Below are 20,646 nucleotides of genomic sequence, written 5' to 3' on the forward strand. Positions count from 1 at the left end.
CAAGCCGGTTCCGCTCACGCATCCACGCAAGGAGGTTCCATGACCGCCGACCTGATTCTGTTCAACGGCAAACTGCACACCGTTGACCGCGAAAAGCCCACCGCGACCGCCGTCGCCATCAAGGACGGCCGCTTCATCGCCGTGGGTAGCGACGCCGAGGCCATGGCCCACAAGGGCGCCGCCACGCAAATCATCGACCTCAAGCAGCGCACGGTGATCCCGGGCCTCAATGACTCGCACCTGCACCTGATCCGTGGCGGTCTTAACTACAACCTCGAGCTGCGTTGGGAAGGGGTGCCGTCAGTCGCCGATGCCCTGCGCATGCTCAAGGACCAGGCTGCACGCACGCCTACCCCGCAGTGGGTGCGCGTGGTCGGTGGCTGGAACGAGTTCCAGTTCGCCGAAAAGCGCATGCCCACCCTGGAAGAAATCAACCAGGCTGCGCCCGACACCCCGGTGTTCCTGTTGCACCTGTATGACCGCGCGCTGCTCAACCGCGCTGCGCTCAAGGCCGTCGGCTACGACAAGAGCACCCCGAACCCGCCAGGTGGCGAAATCCAGCGTGACAAGTTCGGCAACCCGACCGGCATGCTGATCGCCCGCCCCAACGCGATGATCCTTTACGCCACGCTGGCCAAGGGGCCTAAGCTGCCGCTGGAGTATCAGGTCAACTCCACTCGCCAGTTCATGCGTGAGCTCAACCGGCTGGGCCTGACCAGCGCCATCGACGCCGGTGGCGGCTACCAGAACTTCCCCGATGACTACTCGGTGATCCAGGAGCTGGCCGACAACGATCAGCTGACCGTACGCATCGCCTACAACCTGTTCACCCAGAAGCCCAAGGAAGAACTGGACGACTTCAAGAAGTGGACCTCCAGCGTCAAGCTGCACAGCGGTACCGACTTCTTGCGCCACAACGGCGCTGGCGAAATGCTGGTGTTCTCTGCCGCCGACTTCGAGGACTTCCTCGAGCCGCGCCCGGACCTGCCGCAGACCATGGAAGAGGAACTGGAGCCGGTGGTGCGCCACCTGGTCGAGCAGCGCTGGCCATTCCGCCTGCACGCCACCTACAACGAATCGATCACGCGCATGCTCGACGTGTTCGAGAAGGTCAACCGCGACATTCCATTCAACGGCCTGCCCTGGTTCTTCGACCACGCTGAAACCATCACCCCGCAGAACATCGAGCGTGTGCGTGCGCTGGGCGGTGGTATTGCCATCCAGGACCGCATGGCCTTCCAGGGTGAGTACTTCGTCGACCGCTACGGCGCCAAGGCCGCCGAGCAGACCCCGCCGATCAAACGCATGCTCGAGATGGGCGTGCCGGTGGGCGCGGGTACCGATGCCACTCGGGTGTCCAGCTACAACCCATGGACCTCACTGTACTGGCTGGTCAGCGGCAAGACGGTCGGTGGCATGGAGCTGTACCCGGAAGGCCTGAGCCGTGACACCGCGCTGCAACTGTTCACCCAGGGCAGCGCCTGGTTCTCCAGTGAGCAAGGCAAGAAAGGCCAGATCAAGGTGGGCCAGCTGGCTGACCTGGCAGCATTGTCGCTGGACTTCTTCAGTGTCGATGAGGAAGCGATCAAGGGTATCGAATCAGTGTTGACCATCGTTGATGGCAAGGTGGTGTACGGTGCTGGCGAGTTCGACAAGCTTGGCCCGCCGCAGGTGCCGGTGCTGCCCGAGTGGTCGCCGGTGACCAAGGTGCCGGGGCACTGGCGCGTCGGTACGCCATCGTTGGCAGCCACCGTGCACCAGTGCTCGGGGCCGTGCGGGGTGCATGCACACAGCCATGACAAGGCGCGCAAATCGAGTGTCCCGGTCAATGATTTCCAGGGCTTCTGGGGGGCGCTGGGCTGTTCGTGCTTCGCCTTCTGAGGTGAGCTGATGTGAAGAACGGGGGCCAATAACTGGCCCCTTTTTTGTGTTTTCAGTGCCGGCCCTTTCGCGGGTAAACCCGCTCCTACAACGGCCTGTTTCCAACGTCCGGTGTGTGTCTACCGCAGATCATGTGTAGGAGCGGGTTCACCCGCGAATGGGCCGTAAGGGCCGGCATCAATGGTGTGCCTTATGCTCCCCACCAGCCAATAGATGCCGAATCCGCACCTCAACCCCATCGGTCTGCAGCATCCTGACCCGCGCCTCGATCTTCAGTTCACCACGGGTCACCCGGTGGTGATGCCGCAGATGCTCCAGCCACGATTCCTCGAAGAAGAACTCCAGCCACAACGCCGGATCAGCACTGTCCCGCATCAACCCCCACGACAATGCGCCATTGCGCTTGCGCATCGCTTCCAGCTCCCGCGCCGCCTGCTGGAAGGCCTCGGCCTTGGTGGGGGCGATGTGGTACTCGATGGTGACCATCACCGGTCCGGCGTCCTTGTCCATGTCATCGCTCAACACCGGCACCGGCCAATGCAGCGACGGCGTCAGCTCCTCTGCTTCGGTTTCCGGCAGCGCCACCTTGCAGGTCAGCAAGGTACCCAGCGCCAGGCCGCCTGCGGCCACCAGCAGGCTGAAGGTGAGCGTTGCATGGCTGGCCAGCGTGCCCCACAGCAGGCCACCACAGGCCATGGCGCCGAAGAAAATCAGAATGTATACCGACAAAGCCCGCGCCCTTACCCAGGCTGGCACCGAAGTCTGCGCAGCCACTTGCAGGTTGGACAGCACCGCGATCCACGCCGCGCCGCTGAGCAGCATCGCTGGCAGCAGCGCATAGAAGTTGCGCACCAACGCCAGGGCCAGCAGGAACAGGGCATACAGCAGGCTGGCCAGTAACACCAGGCGGTCACGGCTGATGTGCTCACGCAGGCGCGGCAGCAAGGTGGCACCCGCCACTGCGCCAATACCGATGGCCGCTAGCAGCAGGCCGAAGTCCGCTGCAGTGCCGTGCATCTCGCCACGCACGATCAGTGGCAGCAGCGAAGTGCCGGCGCTGGCGCAGAAAAAGAACGCCAACGCGCGTAGCATCACGGCCTGCAAAGGCTTGGCACTGCGGGCAAAGCGCAACCCGGTGCGCATGGCGCCAACGAAGCGTTCGGCGGGCAGCAGTGGTTCCTTCACCTCGCGCTTCCACAGGAACAACACCAGGATCACACCCGCGAACGAGATGGCATTCAGGGCAAAGGTCAGCCACGGGCCGACCATGCTCACCACCACCCCCGCCAGTGCCGGGCCGATGGCCCGTGACACGTTGATGCCGACACTGGAGAGCGCCACCGCGTTGGCCAGGTCCTCCTTGCCCACCAGTTCCGGTGTCAGTGCGCTCCACGCCGGCATCATCAGCGCTGTACCAATGCCCAGTGCCAGGGTCAGCACCAGCAGCAAGGTGACGTTCATCATCCCGAGCAGGGTCAGGGCCGCCAGCACGACCGCTACGCAAGACATCCACAGCTGCACCAGCAACAGGTAGCGGCGTTTGTCGACGATGTCCGCCGCTGCGCCCGCCGGCAGGGCCAGGAAGAACATCGGCAACGAGCCGGCTACCTGGATCAACGCCACGTGCAGCGGGCTGGCCGACAGCGTGGTCATCAGCCAGCCGGCGCCCACCTCGTGCATCCAGGTGCCGATGTTGGAGGCGATGGTGGCGATCCACAGCATGCGGAAGGTGGTGTTACGCAACGGGCTCCAGGCACCTGAAGGTGATGTGCTCATGTCAGAAGCTGCCTTTGAGTGGGTATTCGATGATCAGGTAGATGCGGTCGATATCATCGCCCGCCTGGGCCTGGTTGGCGCGGTGGCTGACGTGGGAGAGCGACAGGCTCAGGTCCCTGGCAGCCCCCGACTGCACCACGTATTTCAGGTCGATGTCGCGTTCCCAGTGCTTGCCGCCGTCGCCGTACTGGTTCACATAGGCGCCGCCCGCAGGCGCATGGCTGCCGTCGATGCCGCGGCCGCTGACATAGCGGCCCATCAGGCTCAGGCCAGGTGCGCCGAGGGTGGCGAAATTCAGGTCATAGCGCAGTTGCCACGAGTGCTCGCCAGGGCCGTTGAAGTCGGCGTACTTGATCGCGTTGGCCAGATAGATGGAGTCGCCGCCGACGAAGTCGAACGGGGTGTCGCCCTCGACCTTCTGGTAGGCCACGCTCAGCGCCTGGGCGCCGAAGCTGTACTTGGCCAGCAGGCTATAGGCGAGGGTGTCGATCGCCCCGGCGCTGGCGTTGCCGGTGTCGCGGGTTTTGTACAGGTTGCCGTCCAGGCGCCAGTTGCCTTGGGCCAGGTTCAGGTTGAGGTAGGCCTGGCGCCAGGTGTTTTCCAGTTGCCCGACATACAGTGCGGCGCCGAACGGCCCGTTGGGTGCGAAGGTGGCACCGGCCAGGCTGATGGCCCGGTTTTGGGTGGTCGCGCCGTAGCCACTGAAGTCGTCGTGGGTGGAGCTGTTGTCCTGGTTGTTGAAGGCAGTGAAACGCCCGGCCTGCACGCGCCAGTCGGGCTGGTCGGTGTTTTCCACCCACCAGCCGGTGGCGTATTCCGGGTGCAGGCGTTTGTCACCGGTGTCGAATACCGGGGTTTCCACCATCATCTCGCCATAGCGCAGTTGGGTGTTGCCTAACTGCATTTTGAGCGCGGCACCGGCACTGGAGTACTCGGGCTCGGCGCGGCTGTCGCTGTCGCGTGGCTGCAGGCCGGTGCCGCTATGGCCGCGGCCGCCGTCGAGCTTGAGGCCAAGAAAGCCATGGGCATCGATGCCGACGCCGACAGTGCCTTCGGTGAAACCGGAACGCACCTCGCCGATGAAGCCTTGGGCCCATTCCTGGCGGTAGTTCTGGCCGCTGCCGGAGGGCGAGCGGAAGTCACTGTGCAGGAAATAGTTGCGGCTGAGCAGCGACCAGCCGGGCGCTTCGGCGTGGCTCAGCGCCGGCCAGAGGGCGAGGGTGGCGAGCAGGGCGCGGCCTGGTCCGTGTGTGGCGCGGATCATGAGGGGCTCCGGGGGATGATCCGGGAGTGTGGAGCAAGGATAGGCCAGGGGTCTTGTAAGGGTGTGCTGGGGGAGCGGTTTACCTATGCAGGCCTTTTCGCGGGTGCGCCCGTTCCCACGGGTTTGCCACTGGCCCCGAGCCTTGTGCAATACCTATGGGAGCGGGCATGCCCGCGAAGAGGCCGGCTCAGCCAGCCAGGCACTCAAGCCATGTCGCTGATGGCGAACTCCTCAGCCAGATGATCGATCAGCGCTCGCACCGAAGGCAGCAACCCACGTCGCGATGGGAAGATCGCATGCACGATGCCGCAACGCGGGTGCCAGTCTGGAATCAGCTCAACCAGGCGTCCTGCCGCCAGGTCCTCACGCACCGCCACCCGCGGCAAGTGTGCAATCCCCACTCCGGCTACCACGAAGTGGCGCAAGGCAAACAGGTCATCAGTCACCATGCGTGGTGTATGCGGGATGACGATGCTGCGGCTGTTGTCCTCACCCTGGAACAGTTCCCACTGGTACTCGCGCTGTGCACTGCCCCAATGCACGCTGGGTAGTGTGCCCAGCAGCTGTGGGTCAAACCCTTTGGGCAGTTGCGCCAGGTATTGAGGCTGGCCGACCAGGCACTGGGTGCTGTTGCTCAGCACCTTCATCACCATGTCAGTGTTCTCCAGCGGCGGAAAGCGCACCCGCAGAGCAATATCGAAGCCCTCGTGCAACAGGTCGACACGGCGGTTGGTACTTTCGATGAACAGCTCCACCTGCGGGTACTTGAGCATGTAGCGGGTCAGCATCGGCCCGACCCAGGAGTTGAGCAGGGTGGTCGGGCAACTGATGCGCACCAGGCCGCGCGGTTCGCTGCGGTTGCGCTCGATGATTTCCGCTGCGCCCTCGGCCTCCACGCGCATGGCCAGGCAGCGGTTGTAATAGGCCTGGCCGATTTCGGTCAGCGAGCAGTGGCGGCTGGTGCGGTTCAACAGTCGCACACCCAGGCGGTCTTCAAGGTCGGCGATTCGCCGGCTGAGCTTCGACTTGGGCATGTCCAGCGCCCGCCCGGCCGGGGCGAAGCCGCCATGTTCGACGACCTGGGTGAAGTAGTAGAGGGAGTTGAGGTCTTCCAATGGTCGGTCTCCGGGTATTTGGTTGCCTGTGCCGGCCTCTTCGCTTGTAGGAGCGGCTTTAGCCGCGAAGAGGCCGGCACAGCCCCCTACAAATCCATCGTTCATAAATCAGAACGCTAAAGCCAGATTCTGCTAACTACCGCCGCAAAGGTGATGATTTTAATCTGTGCCCATCAACGCGAAACACCCCGGATTGCTGAAAAATTCATAACCCTTAGGAGCACAGACCATGAGCAAATTCACCTACAACCGCCTGAACAAAGACGACGCTGCCGTACTGCTGGTTGACCACCAGGCTGGCCTGCTGTCGCTGGTGCGCGATATCGAGCCGGACAAGTTCAAGAACAACGTGCTCGCGCTGGCTGACCTGGCCAAGTTCTTCAACCTGCCGACCATCCTCACCACCAGCTTCGAGCAAGGCCCCAACGGCCCGCTGGTGCCGGAACTGAAAGCCCTGTTCCCGGATGCGCCGTACATTGCCCGCCCTGGCCAGATCAACGCCTGGGACAACGAGGATTTCGTCAAGGCGGTGAAGGCGACCGGCAAGAAGCAGCTGATCATTGCAGGTGTTGTGACCGAGGTTTGCGTGGCGTTCCCGGCGCTGTCGGCCTTGGAGGAAGAATTTGAGGTGTTCGTGGTGACCGATGCTTCCGGCACCTTCAATGAAATGACCCGTGATGCCGCGCATGACCGCATGAGCCAGGCGGGCGCCCAACTGATGACCTGGTTCGGCGTGGCCTGCGAGCTGCACCGCGACTGGCGCAACGATGTCGAAGGGCTGGCTGCACTCTGCTCCAACCACATTCCGGATTATCGCAACCTGATGACCAGCTATAACGCGCTGACTGCGGGTAAGTAATCAACCATCAGCAACGCGCACAAAGGCCGGCTCTCTCTATAGGGAGCCGGCCTTTTTTGTTTGCTGTACCGGCCTCTTCGCGGGCAAGCCCGGTCCCACAGGGATCGCGCAAGATTCAACGCCAGTGCAGTACCTGTGGGAGCGGGCATGCCCGCGAAAGGGCCGGTGCAGGCGACTCAGTTCATGGGCTGTGACTCAATCCCATCCAGCAATGCCTCAACCAACCCTTCTGCCATTTCGAGTGCGTTCAGGTTGCTCCAGAACAGGCTCTTGCCTGTGTCATCCAGATGCTCCAAGGCTTTGTAGCCACAGTCGTAGGCACCGCGCAGGTATTGGGCGACATGCACCAGGGCATCGTGGGCGGAAACGCCTGGGTTTACGGTGAACAATGGGGGATGGCCGGCATCGCAGCGGCTGAAAGAGCGTTGTGTGGTGTTGGGGAGGGGTGGATCGGGGACAATCTTTTTCATAGCCAAACTCCGATAGAGGTTGGCCGGCACCATCCGTTTCCACGCGAAGGGTGGCGGCTGCACGCGGGGTGGAAAGCCGGGCTATCGGAACCCCGGCAGGCCATTCGGCCTCCCGCGCGCAGCTGCCATGACAACTGCCATTCCGATTACCTGCCGGGTTTCCACACCCGATCGCTGAACCGACAGCGACCTGGTCAGCCTAGAGAGCTGGCCTTCCCCGGACAATCAGACGGGCGTCGACACGGTGTGTAGGATAATTCCTTGGGATTGGCGTGAACGTAGGAAATGGTTCGCGGGGAAGTAGGACCCAGCTGAGAATTAGACGATTTGTGATGGTTTTTGTGAGTTCGCGTAATGGCGGCGAGGTGATCGTCAGGAAATTGCATGATGGCTTCCAGGTGCCTGGCGATAGTTTTTGGGCGCCCGTGAGATCGAGCGCCGCCCGCGCGGCGCTTCGCGGGTAAACCCGCTCCTACGTCTGTTTCGGGCCAGTCCCTCCTGTGCCAGGCGCGCGCGACCGCCTTGTTTGTACGACGCGATATCGAGGCGTGCGCCAGGGGGCTCGTGTGCGCGTCCCACAGGAATAACTGGCCCGAAACAGACGTAGGAGCGGGTTTACCCGCGAAGCGCCGCGCGGGCGGCGCTCGATCTCACAGGCACTACAACCCTCGAGGCATGCGCCAAAAGGCCTCAGTCCGCATCCGAATCAAACAACCGCTCCAGCTCCACCCGCGCCTCCTTGGCCGTCTGCATCACCTTGGCCCGGTCATCACGCACTTGCCCCTGGGCCTCCAGCACCTCTTCGTCATGCTGGGTAAACCGTGCAATGCGGTCCGCCGCCTGTTCATCGCTCAGGCCCAACCCCACCAGTGCCCGGCGGGTCATTTCCAGGCTGGAGTAGAACGTCTCGCGAATCGGCTCGGCGCCCACATCCGCCAGTTTGTGCACATGCTGGCGGTTGCGCGCCCGGGCCAGCACCTTCAGGTGTGGGTACAGGCGCTTCACCCGTGCGGCGGTATGAATGGCGGCTTCAGGGTCATCAATGGTGATGATGAAATACTCCGCTTCACCCACCTTGGCGGCGTGCAACACCTCCGGGCGCAGCGGGTCGCCGTAGAACACCGGTACCTGTTCGAACATGCGGGTCATCTCGATGGTGTCCACCGAGGTTTCCAGGGCAATGAACGGGATCTTCTGCGCCCGCAGGATGCGCGCGACGATCTGGCCCATGCGGCCCATGCCGACGATCACCACCCGCGGCGTATCAGTCTGGATCTGCTTGTACTGCTCGGGCACTTCACGCGCCGGCTGCGGGCGCTTGAGGACGCGGGCGCAACCCAGCATCAGCAGCGGGGTGATGGCCATCGACAGGGTAATGGTCATCAGCAGCAGGTCGTAGGTCTGGGTATCGAACAGGCCTTGGTCCTTGCCCAGCTTGAACACCACGAAGGCGAACTCGCCACCGGCCGCCAATACCATGCCCAGGCGCAGGGCGCTGGCGCTGTTCAGGCCACCGACCAGGCGGCCGACGCCTATCAGCAACAGCAGCTTAACGGCCACCAGCAACAGGGTCAGGCCCAGCACCACCAGCGGCATTTCCAGTAACAGGTGCAGGTTGGCGCCCATGCCCACGCTGATGAAGAACAGCCCCAGCAGCAGGCCCTTGAAGGGTTCGATCTGCGATTCCAGCTCGTGACGGTATTCCGAGTCGGCCAGCAGCAGGCCGGCGAGGAAAGCGCCAAGGGCCATGGAGATACCCGCTTCTTCCATCAGCCAGGCGGTGCCGATCACCACCAGCAGTGCGGTGGCAGTAGACACTTCCGGCAGGCCGGTGCGAGCCACGGTGCGGAACACTGGGCGCAACAGGTAGCGACCGCCGATGATCACCACGGCGATGCTGGCGAATACCTTCAGGCCGTGTTGCAGGCTGTCGCCTTGGCTGGTGTCCGGGCCACTGGCGGCCAGCAGCGGTACCAAGGCGATCAGCGGGATCGCGGCGATGTCCTGGAACAACAGGATGGCGAACGCCAGACGGCCGTGCGGTGCATTGAGCTGCTTGCTCTCGGCCAGGCTCTGCAGGCCAAGGGCGGTGGACGAAAGCGCCAGGCCCAGACCGAGCACGATGGCGGCTGGTAGCGTCTGGCTGAAGCCGAACAGGGCGATGGCGCCGATGACTGCGCCGGTCAGCACCACTTGGGCAGTGCCGACACCAAACACCGACTTGCGCATCAGCCACAAGCGTTTGGGCGACAGTTCCAGGCCGATGATGAACAGCAGCAAGACCACGCCCAGTTCGGAAATGTGCGCCACGCTTTCTGTGTCGCGGATCAGGCCAAGTGCTTGCGGGCCGATGACCACACCGGCGAGCAGGTAGCCGAGCACGGCACCCAGTTGCAGGCGCTTGGCCAGGGGGACGGCGAGGACGGCGGCAAGCAGGAAGATCACCGCGGTTTGCAGAAGGCTGCCTTCGTGTGGCATTGGCTCGTACTCCATGAGCTGCCGGGGCAGCGTTCGAACAGTTTGACGGACAATTCTGAGGGGTAGGGTGGCGTCAGACAATCATCTGACGGGAAGAAACATTGTCCTTTTCAGAGTGACAATCAGTGCCGGCGCTTACCTGGGCTCAAGGCCTGTGCTATCTCTGTGGGAGGGGCGCGCCCGCGAAGAAGGCAGCGCTAATCCGACTGTTCACCGCCACCAAACTGTGCCCGATACTGCGCCGGCGTCATGCCAATTCGCTCAAAGAATACCTTGCGCATGTGTCGGTCACTGCCAAACCCGCACTGCGCCGCAACCACCTTCATCGGCAGGTCACCGCATTCGAGCAGCTTGCGCGCACGATCGATGCGCGCATTCTGCAGGTACTGCAGCGGCGTAATGCCCACCTCGCGCAGAAACGTCCGGGCAAAGTTACGCCCGCTCATGGCCACCAGTTCGGCCATTTTCTGCACGGTGAACGCCTGCTCGATGTGGTCGACGATATAGGCCTGCACCCGGGCAATCGGCGAGTCATCGCGTGGTACCGCAGCCAGCAGCGGCCCGTAGGGTGTCTGCCCACCCTGACGGTGGCGGGCTACCAGCAGTACCTTGGCTACTTCCAGGGCCAGCGCCTTGCCATGGTCCTCGGCGACCACCGCCAGTGCCAGGTCGATCCCTGCAGTGATACCGCCCGAGGTGATCAGGCAGCGGTCCATCACGTAAATCTGCTCGGTCTCCACCTTGGCTTCGGGAAACGCCTGTGCCAGGCGCTCCACGTAATTCCAGTGGGTGGTGCAGCGATAGCCATTGAGTAACCCGGCCCGCCCCAGCAGGAACACCCCGGTGCAGATGGCACCGAAGCGCTTCGCCTGGCGCACGGCCTTGGGCAGCCAGCGCTCGATCCCTGGCAGGGCGATGTCATAGGCCCCAGGGCCGCCCGGCACCAGCAACAGGTCGACGGCCTCCGGCAAGTCTTCCAGGCGCCGGTCGGCCACTACCTTCAGGCCGCATGAGCCGCGTACCACTGCTTGCCCCTCGGCCAAGGTCAGCAGCCGATATTGCCGTGCTGCAGGCAAGAACCGGTTGGCGATGGCGAATGCATCCATGGGGCCGGTGACATCCAGCAGTAGCACATCATTGAACAGCACCATGGCCACGGTGCGGTGGGCGGGTTTTTCCTGCATACCTCTTTCGCCTTGAATGCCGGCCGCGGGTAGCGGCCAGAAGCTGAATACGAAACGCATCTTAAGGTATCGGCAAAACGCCCAGGGCCAGCAGCGCACAATTAACAACAATTCAGGTTTGGCTCAGGACTTCGTCATGTGCCGGGGGCGAGACTTTCCGTATTGAACAGGAGAGTCGCCATGTACCCTGGGACGCCCGAAGCGCCGCTGCAAACCCCCGGCGCACTCACGCCCGCGCGGCTGCGCCGGGCCAAGGAGCTGATGTTGCATAGCCCGTTGTCGATCATCGAGATCGCCGCGGTATGCAACCTTACCCGCAGCCATTTTTCCCGCGCGTTCAAAGTCAACACCGGCTTTTCGCCGCAGGCCTGGCGCCTGCTGGCGCGCATGGAAAAGGCCAAGCGCTTGCTTGCCACCGAGGCGCCTATCACCCACGTGAGCCTGGAATGCGGCTTTTGTGACCAGGCCCATTTCACCCGTGCTTTCAGCCGCCTGGTCGGCCAGCCACCCAAGGCCTGGCGGCAGGCGCAGACACTTTCTTAAGCCAAAGCTATCCACCGGTATAACCCCCTGCGGACAGGGCCGGCCCGTTATCCCAACCCAAGGAGTCACCCCCATGAGCCAACCCGATTACAAGCGCCTGAACAAAGACGACGCCGTGGTGCTGCTGGTCGACCACCAGACCGGCCTGATCTCGCTGGTGCAGGATTTTTCGCCCAATGAATTCAAGAACAACGTGCTGGCTTTGGGCGACCTGGCCAAGTTCTTTGGCCTGCCGACCATCCTCACCACCAGCTTCGAGCAAGGCCCGAATGGCCCGCTGGTGCCCGAGCTGAAAGAAATGTTCCCGGATGCGCCGTACATTGCCCGTCCGGGCCAGATCAACGCCTGGGACAACGAAGACTTCGTCAAGGCAATCAAGGCCACGGGCCGCAAGCAACTGATCATCGCCGGTGTGGTGACCGATGTGTGCGTCGCCTTCCCGACCCTGTCGGCGCTGGCGGAAGGCTTTGAAGTGTTCGTGGTGACCGATGCCTCGGGCACCTTCAACGAAACCGTGCAGCAAGCGGCTTGGGTGCGCATGACCCAGGCGGGTGCGCAGATGATGAACTGGTTCTCGGTGGCCTGCGAACTGCACCGCGACTGGCGCAACGACATCGAAGGGCTGGGTAACCTGCTGTCGCAGCGTATCCCCAACTACCGCAACCTGATGAACAGCTACGCAGCGCTGGCCTCGCGTTGATGTAAACCTGTACTGGCCTCTTCGCGGGTAAACCCGCTCCTACAGCCGCGCCGACCGTAGGAGCGGGTTTACCCGCGAAGAGGCCGGCACAGGCTATGCGTGATTCAAAGGCAGACTGACACGAATCCGGCATCCACCCAACTGCGACACCAGCGCCTGCAGCTGCCCGCCGTGGGCCTGGGCGACCGAACTGCAGATCGCCAAGCCCATCCCCATGCCACCGGTCTTGGTGGTATGAAACGCATCGAATACGCGCTCACGCTCGTCCGCCGCGATCCCCGGCCCGTTGTCGTCCACGCAGATCTCCACCTCGTCCTCGACTACCGCCGACGTAATCTTCAGCACCCCGTCACAGCGATACCCCGCCAACGCTTCCAGGGCATTGGTAATCAGGTTGAACACCAGCTGCTGCAACTGCACAGGGTCGGCTGTCACGCACACCCCGGCCTTCAACCGTGTCTGCACATCCACCTTGCCCTTGGCGGCGTCGGCCGAGGTCAGGCGCACCACCTCGCGGATCAATTCGTCCAGCTTCACCGCCCTGAGTTGCATCGGTGACTGCTTGGCCAGGGACCGCAGCGCCCGCACGATGTTGCCGGCCCGTTCGCTGTCGTTGCGGATGTCTTCCAGGCCGGCAATCGCTTCTTCCAGGTCGGGTTTGGCGCGTTTCAGCCAGCGCAGGCTGGCCGCGGCATTGGAGGCGATGCCCAGGAGCGGCTGGCTGATCTCGTGGGCGATGGACGCTGACAGCTCATTCATCGCCTGCAAGTGCGCACTGCGCGCCAGTTCCGCACGCGAGCGGCGCAACTCAGCCTCCATCTGGGTGCGGATCTGGTTTTCCTCGGCCAGGCGCGTGTAGAACTTGGCCGTTTGTAGCGACACCGCTGCCTGCGAGGCGAGGATTTCCAGCATGGCCAGGCGCTGACTGCCGAACAGGTTCGGCACGAGGCGGTTTTCCAGGTACACCAGGCCGATCAGCACGCCCTGGATCACCAGCGGCAGGCACAGCACCGAGCGGGCGTTGCGCGCCTGCAGCTGTTGGCGGAAGGCCTCCGGGCACTCACTGAGGGCATCGTTGAGCACCAGCGGTTTGCGGGTGCGCATGGTGGTGTTGATGACTGACAGCGGTGCCTGGGTCATGAACTTCTGGCAGTTGTCCATGCTCACGTGCAGCCCGGCATCGTCGATGTAGGCCAGGGCGGCCATCTGGAATTCGGCGCCGCTTACAATCAGCAGCGCGCCATGGTCGGCACCGGAGTGCTGGGTCAGATGGCCCATCAGAGTTTCGATCAGGCCTTCGAGCAGCACTTCCTCGGACAGCGCCCGCGCGGCTTCGATGCCGGCTTCGAGGTCCAGCCTGGCCTGATGGGTGGCGCGATAGGTCTCCTGAATCGGCTGGGTACGCAAAAACGGATGCAACGTCTCCAGCTGGTGCACCTTGCCGGTCGCGCCCCAGATGTGGAAGCAGTCGCGGGCAATGCGCAGGTGCAGGTTGGCGCCCGAGATCAGACCGCTGGGGATGCACACCTCGGCCAGCTGTTCATGGGCCAGCGCCTGCTCGTGGATGAAGCCGGCAGCGGTGGCGGCGATTTGCGCCTGGTCGAAGCAGCGGATCGCGGCCAGGCCGTCGCCTTCGAGCTTGGCGATGACGCCCTCGATCAGCAACTGCTTGCTGCGGAAGGTGGCCGGGTTGAAGCCGGCCCAGCGACTGAAGCGCTCGCGCAGGGCCTGCAGCTCGCGCAGCTTGTCGGCAAGGCTGCCGTGCGCCTCGGGGCTGCCCAGGGCCAGGCCGCGGAACAGGTGATAGTCGGCCAGGTTGATGTGCGCCGGTGCGGCCCAGGTGTTGTCGCCGGCCAATGCCAGGTCGCGCATGGCCTTCGGGATATTGCCCATGTAGAAGGCGCACATGGCGGCGAACAGGTGTTGGAAGAACCGCGTGGTGGGCGACCTCGAGGCGGTGGCCGGGGCGGGGCAGGGCGTGCCGCTCAGGTTGGCGACGAACGCTTGCTGGGCCAGCAGGATCTGCTCGATATCGCCGTAGCCGTGACGACGCACAGTGGCCAGGCCTTGCGCCACTTCCTCGACCACGTCCGGCAGGTAGCGGCCCATGAACAGCGAATCTGAAACCAGGTGGTTGCAGGCATAGCAGCTCATCGCCAGGTCACCGCTCAGGCGCGCCGAGTCAACCGCGTCCAGCGCGGTACGTCGGGCGAATTCCATGGGCGAGGTCCAGGCGCTGACCTGGTCCAGGGCCAGCAACGCGCTGGTCAGATCAGCGTCGAAACCGTGCCGTTCGATCAGCTTGAGCGCGGCCAGGCAACAGGCATGGCCATCATGGTAAGCGCCAAAACGCTCGGCAATCATCACGCCGTACCAGGCCATGCCGTAGGTGCTGCCAGGGGCAACGCCGTGCAGTAGCGACATCTCCATGAGCTTGGCCAGGTGCAGGAAGCAGATGTCGTCCTTCACGAAGAATGATGATGACAGAGTGGCCAGCAGGCTGATGGCAACCGTCACATCCTCCGAATCGGTGCGCGGCAGTGACTCCAGGCAATGCCGGTCCTTCTGTTCGATCAACGCCTGCACATGGGCATGACTGGCCTCGACCTGTTGCCAGTCGAGGCCCCGCACCGGGCTGATGCCCAGCAAGTCCAGGCCGGCCAGGGCGCTGTCGATAGCCGCTTGATAGTCACCGCGCAAGGTGTACAGCAGTGCCTGCAGCCGGCACGCCCGCGCCTGGTCCAACACCGAGCGGGCACGCTGGCGGCATTCAGTGAGGCGGGCCTCGGCCGCGATCGTGCGTGACAGTTGCATGTCGCACTCCGTCGCCATGCAGGCGATGGCAAAGCCATGCGTGGCGCGGCTTTCCAGCGTGGCGCTGTGCTGCAGCAACTGCTCGGCGGTGTGCAGGTAACCAGCGGCCTGCTCGAAGGTGCCGGCGTCGCGTGCGCATGATGCGGCTTCGCGTAAAAGCTGCAGGAACGCTTCGCAGTCATCCGCTGCAAACCCGCATGGGGTGGCGCGTTGTAGCTGGCTGGCGAGCTCGAACAACACCTCGTGCGTTCGCCCTGGCCAAGCCTGGCGCATGGCCAGGGCGATACGTGCATGCAGCGAGGCGCGCTGGTGCACGGGCGTGAGTGCATAGGCGGCCTCCATCACCCGATCATGAGTGAAGCCCAAGCCGTTCTGGCCCGGTTGCAGGAAGCCAGCCCCAATCAAGGCTTTCAAGGGTTCGCCTGGCGGTTGGGCGAGCACTTGCCGAAGCAGGTGTTCATCGCAGTGGCTGCCCGCCGCGCTGACGACCCGCAACAGGTCGCGTTGCGGTGCCGGCAGGCGCTCCAGACGGTGGACCATCAGGTCGGCGACATTGTCGGAGTAGCAGTGCCGGGCCACGGCCTGCAGGCACCAAGACCAGCGCATGGCCTGGGTGTCGAAGATGAACAGCTGGTCTTCGACCATGGCCCTGAGGATCTGGTTGATGAAAAACGGATTGCCCGCCGTCTTGCCATGCACCCGTTTGGCCAGTTGAAATGCGGCCTCGGGGGCAACATGGAAGCGCTCGCCAATCAGCTCGGCCACCGCCCCAACGGCCAGCGGCCGCAGGTTCAGCGTGGTGCTGCGCACCGCTGCGGGTATGGCCAGCGGTGCGCTGGTGGTGGGCGTATCGTTGCACCGAGCGAAAATCGGCAGCAGGTTGGCCGGCGCTTCAGCCAGCAGTTGGGCCAATAGTTGCCGGGTGGCGTCGTCGGCCCATTGCAGGTCGTCGAAGAACAGCACCAGCGGTTGGCCAGGCCGGCTGAAAACCTGCAGGAATTCAATGATCGCGTGCAGTTCCTTCTGCAACGCAAGGCGCGTGGGCTTGGCGGGTAATTGGGGCAGGGGGCCGAGAATCAGTTGCAGGTCCGGGGCCAGCTTGCCGAGCAGACGACCATGACTTTTGATGCGGCGCTGGATCTCGCGGCGCAGGGTGACGAGGTCCTGACTGTTCTTGGCCAGCAACTGGGTAGTCAGGGCACCGAGTATTTCGATCCAGGGCGTGTAGGGCACTGCTTGGGTGTGGCTGTTGCATTTGCCGACGGCCCAGTAACCTTCGGCGTTGGCCTTGAGAGCGGCTTCGACCAGGCTCGACTTGCCCATGCCAGCAGCGCCGTTGATGACCAGGGCTTGTGGTTTGCTATCGCGATGCAAGGCCTTGAGCAGCAGGGTGATAGCCTTTTGCTCGGCGCCGCGGCCAAACAGGCGCGCGTGGCCGGGCGCTACCGGGTCGGCGCAGCCTGGGGTGAAGGGCGCCATGGTTTTGTGGGCGGCCCACTGCCGCTGGCAGTGAGCCAAGTCCACTGCAAGGGCGCGCGCGCTCTGGTAGCGGGCGTCCGGCTCTTTGGCCAAGGCCTTTGCCAGGACCAGGCTGAGGGGGTGCGGCACCTTGCTGTCCGCTTCGCTGGCCGCCCGCGGCTGCACACCAGCATGCAGCTGTCGCCAGTGCAGGGTGTCGCGCCCGGCCAGCGGCAGTTCGCCTACCAGTAACTGGTAGAGGATTGCCCCCAGGGCATAGATGTCACTGCGTCGGTCGCTGCTGCTACCGTGCGGGCAAACCTGCTCCGGCGCCAGGTAGGCCCAGTTGCCGAGGGGGGTGCCCTGTTCGCTGATCCGCTCTGCTGGGTCGGCACGAAAGAAGCCCAGGCGCACCCGCTGGTGGGCGCGCAGGTATACATGTTCAGGCTGCAATGTACCGTGCAGCACATTGCGTTCGTGCGCTTGCGCCAACGCATGGGCAGCGTTCACCGCGATGTCGAGAAACGGCTCCAGTGCAGCAGGGCCTTCAGCGATCAGGTCGGCGACTGAGCGCCCGGCCGGGTACACCAGCAACGGGCCTTCGGCCGAGCGCACGAACGCCGAGGGGATCACCGCCCACTGCGGGTCCAGTTGCAGGCGGTAGTCACGTTCCAGGCGCTGACAGGCGGAAGGAGCCTCGAGCGGCGCGCGCACGGCGATCCAGGCCTGATTTGTGGCTGGGTCGCGCAGGCGGAAATAGCTGAGTTCACCTTCCTGGCCCAGCGCGCTGATCTCGCACCGCTTCAGCCAGCCCTCGTCGATTGACTGGTCGTAATCGATGGGCCTGTGGGCAAGGCGTTCATCGAGCATAAAGCACCCCCGCTAGCGACATCCTGAGGCGCGAGTATACGCAGCGGGCCCAGCATGGATGCGGGTTACAGCCTGCTTGGCAGGAACGGGCACGCTGTTGTCCGTTATCGTCCCCTTGGGGCAGGCGGGCTTTTGTATAGTCCTTGGGCCAACCTATCCCTCGGGATAATTGTCTGAACGCCAACGCTGGCCTAGGCTGCCCAGGGCAGCGAAAACGCCCGTGCCCGCGCGAGGAAGCCATGATCCGAATAGGCAATGCCCAGGTGTCGCTGGAGCGGCGCGAAGTCTTTGTCGATGGCAAGCCGATCCTGTTGGGTGGGCGTGCTTTCGACGTGCTGGCCACGCTGATCAGGGCCAAGGGCCGCGTGGTCGGCAAGGACGAGTTGTTCAGCCAGGTGTGGTCCGGCACGGTGGTCGAGGACAATAACTTGCAGGTTCAGGTGTCCTTGCTGCGCAAGGCCTTTGGCGACCGTGGCCTGATCCAGACCGTGCCGCGCCGGGGCTATCGCCTGGCCGCGCAGATCAGCCTCGAGGAGCCTGGTGAGGCATTGGGCAGGTCGTTGCTGCGCAGCCTGGCCGAGACTGTCGAGCCGCTCGATGAGCGCGTGAATGTGCCGGTGTTGGTGGTGGATGACGACTCGTCGGTGCGCACCGCGTTGGGCCGGCTGTTGCGCTCGCAGGACATCCCGCACCACTTGTTTGCCAGTGCCGAGGCGCTGTTCGAGGCTCGCCTGGAAACCCCCTGTGCCTGCCTGCTGCTGGACATGCACTTGCCTGGCACAAGTGGCCTGGAGGTACAGGATGCGCTGTGCCGGCTGGCGCTGCCCTGGCCGATCGTGTTCATGACTGGTTTCGGCACCATCCCGATGACCGTCCAGGCCATGCGCGCCGGGGCGGTGGAGTTTCTGACCAAGCCGTTCGATGAAGACCAGTTGCTGACCCTGTTGCAGACAGTGCGCGCCCGGGCCGTGGCCGAAGGCCGCAAGTGGCTGCAGGCGCGGCAGGTCGAGGAAAAGTACCAGCGCCTGACTCAGCGTGAGCGCCAGGTCTTCTCGCTGGTGGTAGGCGGCTTGTCGCACAAGCAGATCGCCAGGCAGATCGGCACCAGCGAGGTGACGACCAAGGTGCACAAGAAGAACATCATGAACAAGATGCAGTCCCGCTCGCTGCTGGAGCTTGCGGCCATGCACAACCTCCTCGGAGCGCGGTCTGCGAGCCTGGGCGGCGCATGAGCAGAGAGGTGTGCATCGTCGACGACGATGCCTCGGTGCGCAAAAGCCTGGCCAACCTGCTGCGCTCGGCGGGGTTCGAGACCTTGTCGTTTTCCGCCGGGCACGCATTCCTGGCTTCGCCACTGGCGGGCGAGGCGGGCTGTGTGTTGCTGGACCTGAAAATGCCGGGGATGAGCGGGCTGGAGGTACAGCGTGAGCTGGCACAGCGGGGGTGGCGCTTGCCGGTGATCTGCATGTCGGCACATTGGGACGATGGCTCGGTACGGGCAGCGATGGGCCTTGGGGCACTGGCCTGCCTGGGCAAGCCGTTTTCTGAAGAGGTGCTGCTGAAGGTGGTTGAAGAGGCTTTGGCTGGCGGTCAGTGAGGTATGGCTGTGCCGGCCTCTTCGCGGGTGAACCCGCTCCTGCAGGGGGGCATCACAACCCTGGCAATCTAACTGCTCCCCGGTCGGTACTGCAGGGCCTCGGCCAGGTGCGCCCGGCCAATCGTCTCGCATCCCTCCAGGTCCGCCAGTGTCCGCGCCACCTTCAACAACCGGTGCGCCGCCCGTAGCGACAAGGTCAGCCGCTCGCAGGCCCCTTCCAGCCAGACCTGATCCGCCGCTACCAACCCACAGTGGTGCCTTAAACCTTCAAGGTCGAGAAATGCATTCGCACACCCTTGTCGCCTGTGCTGCAGCTCCCGCGCTTCAGCCACCCTGACGGCGACATCGGCACTGGTTTCACCACAAGGCTGGTTGTTCAACGTAGTGCTCTCGCGAGCCACGGTCAGGTGCAGGTCGATGCGGTCCAGCAGTGGCCCGGACAGCTTGTTGCGATAGCGCGCGATCTGCTCGGTGCTGCAGCGGCAGCGGCCAGTGGGGTCGCCCAGGTAGCCGCAAGGGCAGGGGTTCATCGCTGCCACCAGCTGGAAGCGCGCGGGGAAACGCACTTTGTCGCGGGCACGGGCAATCACGATTTCACCTGACTCCAGTGGCTCGCGAAGCACTTCCAGTACGCGCCGCTCAAACTCCGGAAGTTCGTCGAGAAACAACACGCCGTGATGGGCTAGCGTGATCTCACCTGGTTGCGGTCGGCTACCGCCACCGACCAGCGCCGGGCCGGACGCAGAGTGATGGGGGTGGCGAAAGGGTCGCTGTGGCCAGCTGTTCAGCGGCGCTTTCCCGCTGACCGACTGGATTGCCGCCACTTCCAGCGCTTCGTGCTCGTCCAGCGGTGGCAGCAGCCCGGGAAGGCGGCTGGCGAGCAAGGTCTTGCCGGTGCCGGGCGGCCCGGTGAACAGCAGGTTGTGCGCACCGGCCGCAGCCAGCAGCAAGGCACGCTTGGCTGCCAGTTGGCCCTGCACTTCGCTCAAATCCGGGTAGGGGCGTTGCTGCAGGATCAGGCCGTTGGCAGCGTAGGGCGGCAGCGGCACCTGGCCGTTCAGGTGGGCGACCAACTCCAGCAGGTGGCCCACCGCATACACCACCAACCCGCCGGCCAGGCTGGCTTCCTCGGCATTTTCCCGTGGTACTACCAGCGCCCGGCCTGCTTCGCGTGCCGCGAGTGCCGCAGGCAGCACGCCCTGCACTGGGCGCAATTTCCCCGACAGCGCCAGTTCGCCCAGGCATTCCATATCGGTCAGGGTGGCAATCGGCACCTGGCCGTCGGCGGCGAGGATGCCCAGGGCGATGGCCAGGTCATATCGGCCGCCATCCTTGGGCAGGTCGGCGGGGGCGAGGTTCTGGGTAATGCGCCGCTGTGGGTACTTCAGCCCGGAGTTGACGATGGCGCTGCGCACCCGGTCCTTGCTTTCCTTGACCGTGGTTTCCGGCAGGCCGACCAGGGTGAGATGAGGCAGGCCGTTGGCCAGGTGGGTTTCGACGCTGACCGCCGGTGCCTGCACGCCTACCTGGGCGCGGCTGTGGACGAGGGCTAGGGACATGAACACTCCGTTGTTGCTGGAAAATGCCGCTTCCTGCGGCTGGGCAAAGAATAGCCAGTGCTGCCACGGCAGGCGCAA

14 protein-coding genes are annotated in these 20,646 nt (G+C 64.0%); 6 read left to right on the plus strand and 8 right to left on the minus strand.

Annotated features, from left to right (window positions below):
* The first annotated feature begins 39 nt into the window (after positions 1 to 39).
* Positions 40 to 1,881, plus strand: coding sequence for an amidohydrolase (locus C4Q27_RS12535; RefSeq protein WP_177410037.1), 1,842 nt, complete (start codon positions 40 to 42; stop codon positions 1,879 to 1,881).
* A gap of 177 nt (positions 1,882 to 2,058) precedes the next feature.
* On the opposite strand, the gene C4Q27_RS12540 is transcribed toward C4Q27_RS12535, so the two are convergent.
* From C4Q27_RS12540 to C4Q27_RS12550, 3 genes are all read right to left on the minus strand, one after another.
* Positions 2,059 to 3,657 carry an MFS transporter gene (locus tag C4Q27_RS12540; RefSeq protein WP_104886910.1) on the minus strand — a complete coding sequence of 533 codons (1,599 nt, stop codon included), beginning with the start codon at positions 3,655 to 3,657 and terminating at the stop codon, positions 2,059 to 2,061.
* A gap of 1 nt (position 3,658) precedes the next feature.
* Positions 3,659 to 4,921: an OprD family porin gene (locus C4Q27_RS12545; RefSeq protein WP_104886911.1), complete on the minus strand. Its 1,263-nt coding sequence runs from the start codon at positions 4,919 to 4,921 to the stop codon at positions 3,659 to 3,661.
* A 203-nt stretch (positions 4,922 to 5,124) separates the two neighbouring features.
* Positions 5,125 to 6,036: a LysR substrate-binding domain-containing protein gene (locus C4Q27_RS12550; protein ID WP_010955764.1), complete on the minus strand. Its 912-nt coding sequence runs from the start codon at positions 6,034 to 6,036 to the stop codon at positions 5,125 to 5,127.
* Between the two features lie 229 nt (positions 6,037 to 6,265).
* Between C4Q27_RS12550 and ycaC (C4Q27_RS12555) the strand changes: the two genes are divergently transcribed.
* The gene (gene ycaC, locus C4Q27_RS12555; RefSeq protein ID WP_010955763.1) at positions 6,266 to 6,895 is read left to right on the plus strand and encodes an isochorismate family cysteine hydrolase YcaC; all 630 of its coding nucleotides are present in this window, start codon (positions 6,266 to 6,268) and stop codon (positions 6,893 to 6,895) included.
* 176 nt (positions 6,896 to 7,071) lie between these two features.
* On the opposite strand, the gene C4Q27_RS12560 is transcribed toward ycaC (C4Q27_RS12555), so the two are convergent.
* From C4Q27_RS12560 to C4Q27_RS12580, 3 genes are all read right to left on the minus strand, one after another.
* Positions 7,072 to 7,365, minus strand: coding sequence for a hypothetical protein (locus C4Q27_RS12560; protein WP_019437354.1), 294 nt, complete (start codon positions 7,363 to 7,365; stop codon positions 7,072 to 7,074).
* 690 nt (positions 7,366 to 8,055) lie between these two features.
* A complete protein-coding gene (locus tag C4Q27_RS12575; protein WP_020192889.1) occupies positions 8,056 to 9,843 on the minus strand; it encodes a monovalent cation:proton antiporter-2 (CPA2) family protein in 1,788 nt (595 codons plus the stop codon).
* A 197-nt stretch (positions 9,844 to 10,040) separates the two neighbouring features.
* Positions 10,041 to 11,027 carry a GlxA family transcriptional regulator gene (locus C4Q27_RS12580; protein WP_014592824.1) on the minus strand — a complete coding sequence of 329 codons (987 nt, stop codon included), beginning with the start codon at positions 11,025 to 11,027 and terminating at the stop codon, positions 10,041 to 10,043.
* Between the two features lie 180 nt (positions 11,028 to 11,207).
* Between C4Q27_RS12580 and C4Q27_RS12585 the strand changes: the two genes are divergently transcribed.
* Entirely contained in the window at positions 11,208 to 11,570 is a 363-nt protein-coding gene (locus C4Q27_RS12585) for an AraC family transcriptional regulator (protein ID WP_064491278.1), read from the plus strand.
* A 73-nt stretch (positions 11,571 to 11,643) separates the two neighbouring features.
* The gene (gene ycaC, locus C4Q27_RS12590) at positions 11,644 to 12,270 is read left to right on the plus strand and encodes an isochorismate family cysteine hydrolase YcaC (RefSeq protein WP_003253573.1); all 627 of its coding nucleotides are present in this window, start codon (positions 11,644 to 11,646) and stop codon (positions 12,268 to 12,270) included.
* 93 nt (positions 12,271 to 12,363) lie between these two features.
* On the opposite strand, the gene C4Q27_RS12595 is transcribed toward ycaC (C4Q27_RS12590), so the two are convergent.
* Positions 12,364 to 17,412, minus strand: coding sequence for an ATP-binding sensor histidine kinase (locus C4Q27_RS12595; protein ID WP_104886912.1), 5,049 nt, complete (start codon positions 17,410 to 17,412; stop codon positions 12,364 to 12,366).
* 239 nt (positions 17,413 to 17,651) lie between these two features.
* Between C4Q27_RS12595 and C4Q27_RS12600 the strand changes: the two genes are divergently transcribed.
* Together C4Q27_RS12600 and C4Q27_RS12605 are read left to right on the plus strand one after the other, a co-directional pair.
* Positions 17,652 to 18,644, plus strand: a complete 993-nt coding sequence (locus C4Q27_RS12600; RefSeq protein WP_104886913.1) for a response regulator — start codon at positions 17,652 to 17,654, stop codon at positions 18,642 to 18,644.
* Positions 18,641 to 19,009 carry a response regulator transcription factor gene (locus C4Q27_RS12605; RefSeq protein ID WP_177410005.1) on the plus strand — a complete coding sequence of 123 codons (369 nt, stop codon included), beginning with the start codon at positions 18,641 to 18,643 and terminating at the stop codon, positions 19,007 to 19,009. Before C4Q27_RS12600 ends, C4Q27_RS12605 begins: the two co-directional genes overlap by 4 nt.
* A 68-nt stretch (positions 19,010 to 19,077) precedes the next feature.
* On the opposite strand, the gene C4Q27_RS12610 is transcribed toward C4Q27_RS12605, so the two are convergent.
* The gene (locus C4Q27_RS12610; protein WP_064491287.1) at positions 19,078 to 20,568 is read right to left on the minus strand and encodes a YifB family Mg chelatase-like AAA ATPase; all 1,491 of its coding nucleotides are present in this window, start codon (positions 20,566 to 20,568) and stop codon (positions 19,078 to 19,080) included.
* Positions 20,569 to 20,646 lie beyond the last annotated feature (78 nt).

The organism is Pseudomonas sp. SWI36, assembly GCF_002948105.1.
Taxonomy (GTDB): Bacteria; Pseudomonadota; Gammaproteobacteria; order Pseudomonadales; family Pseudomonadaceae; genus Aquipseudomonas; species Aquipseudomonas alloputida.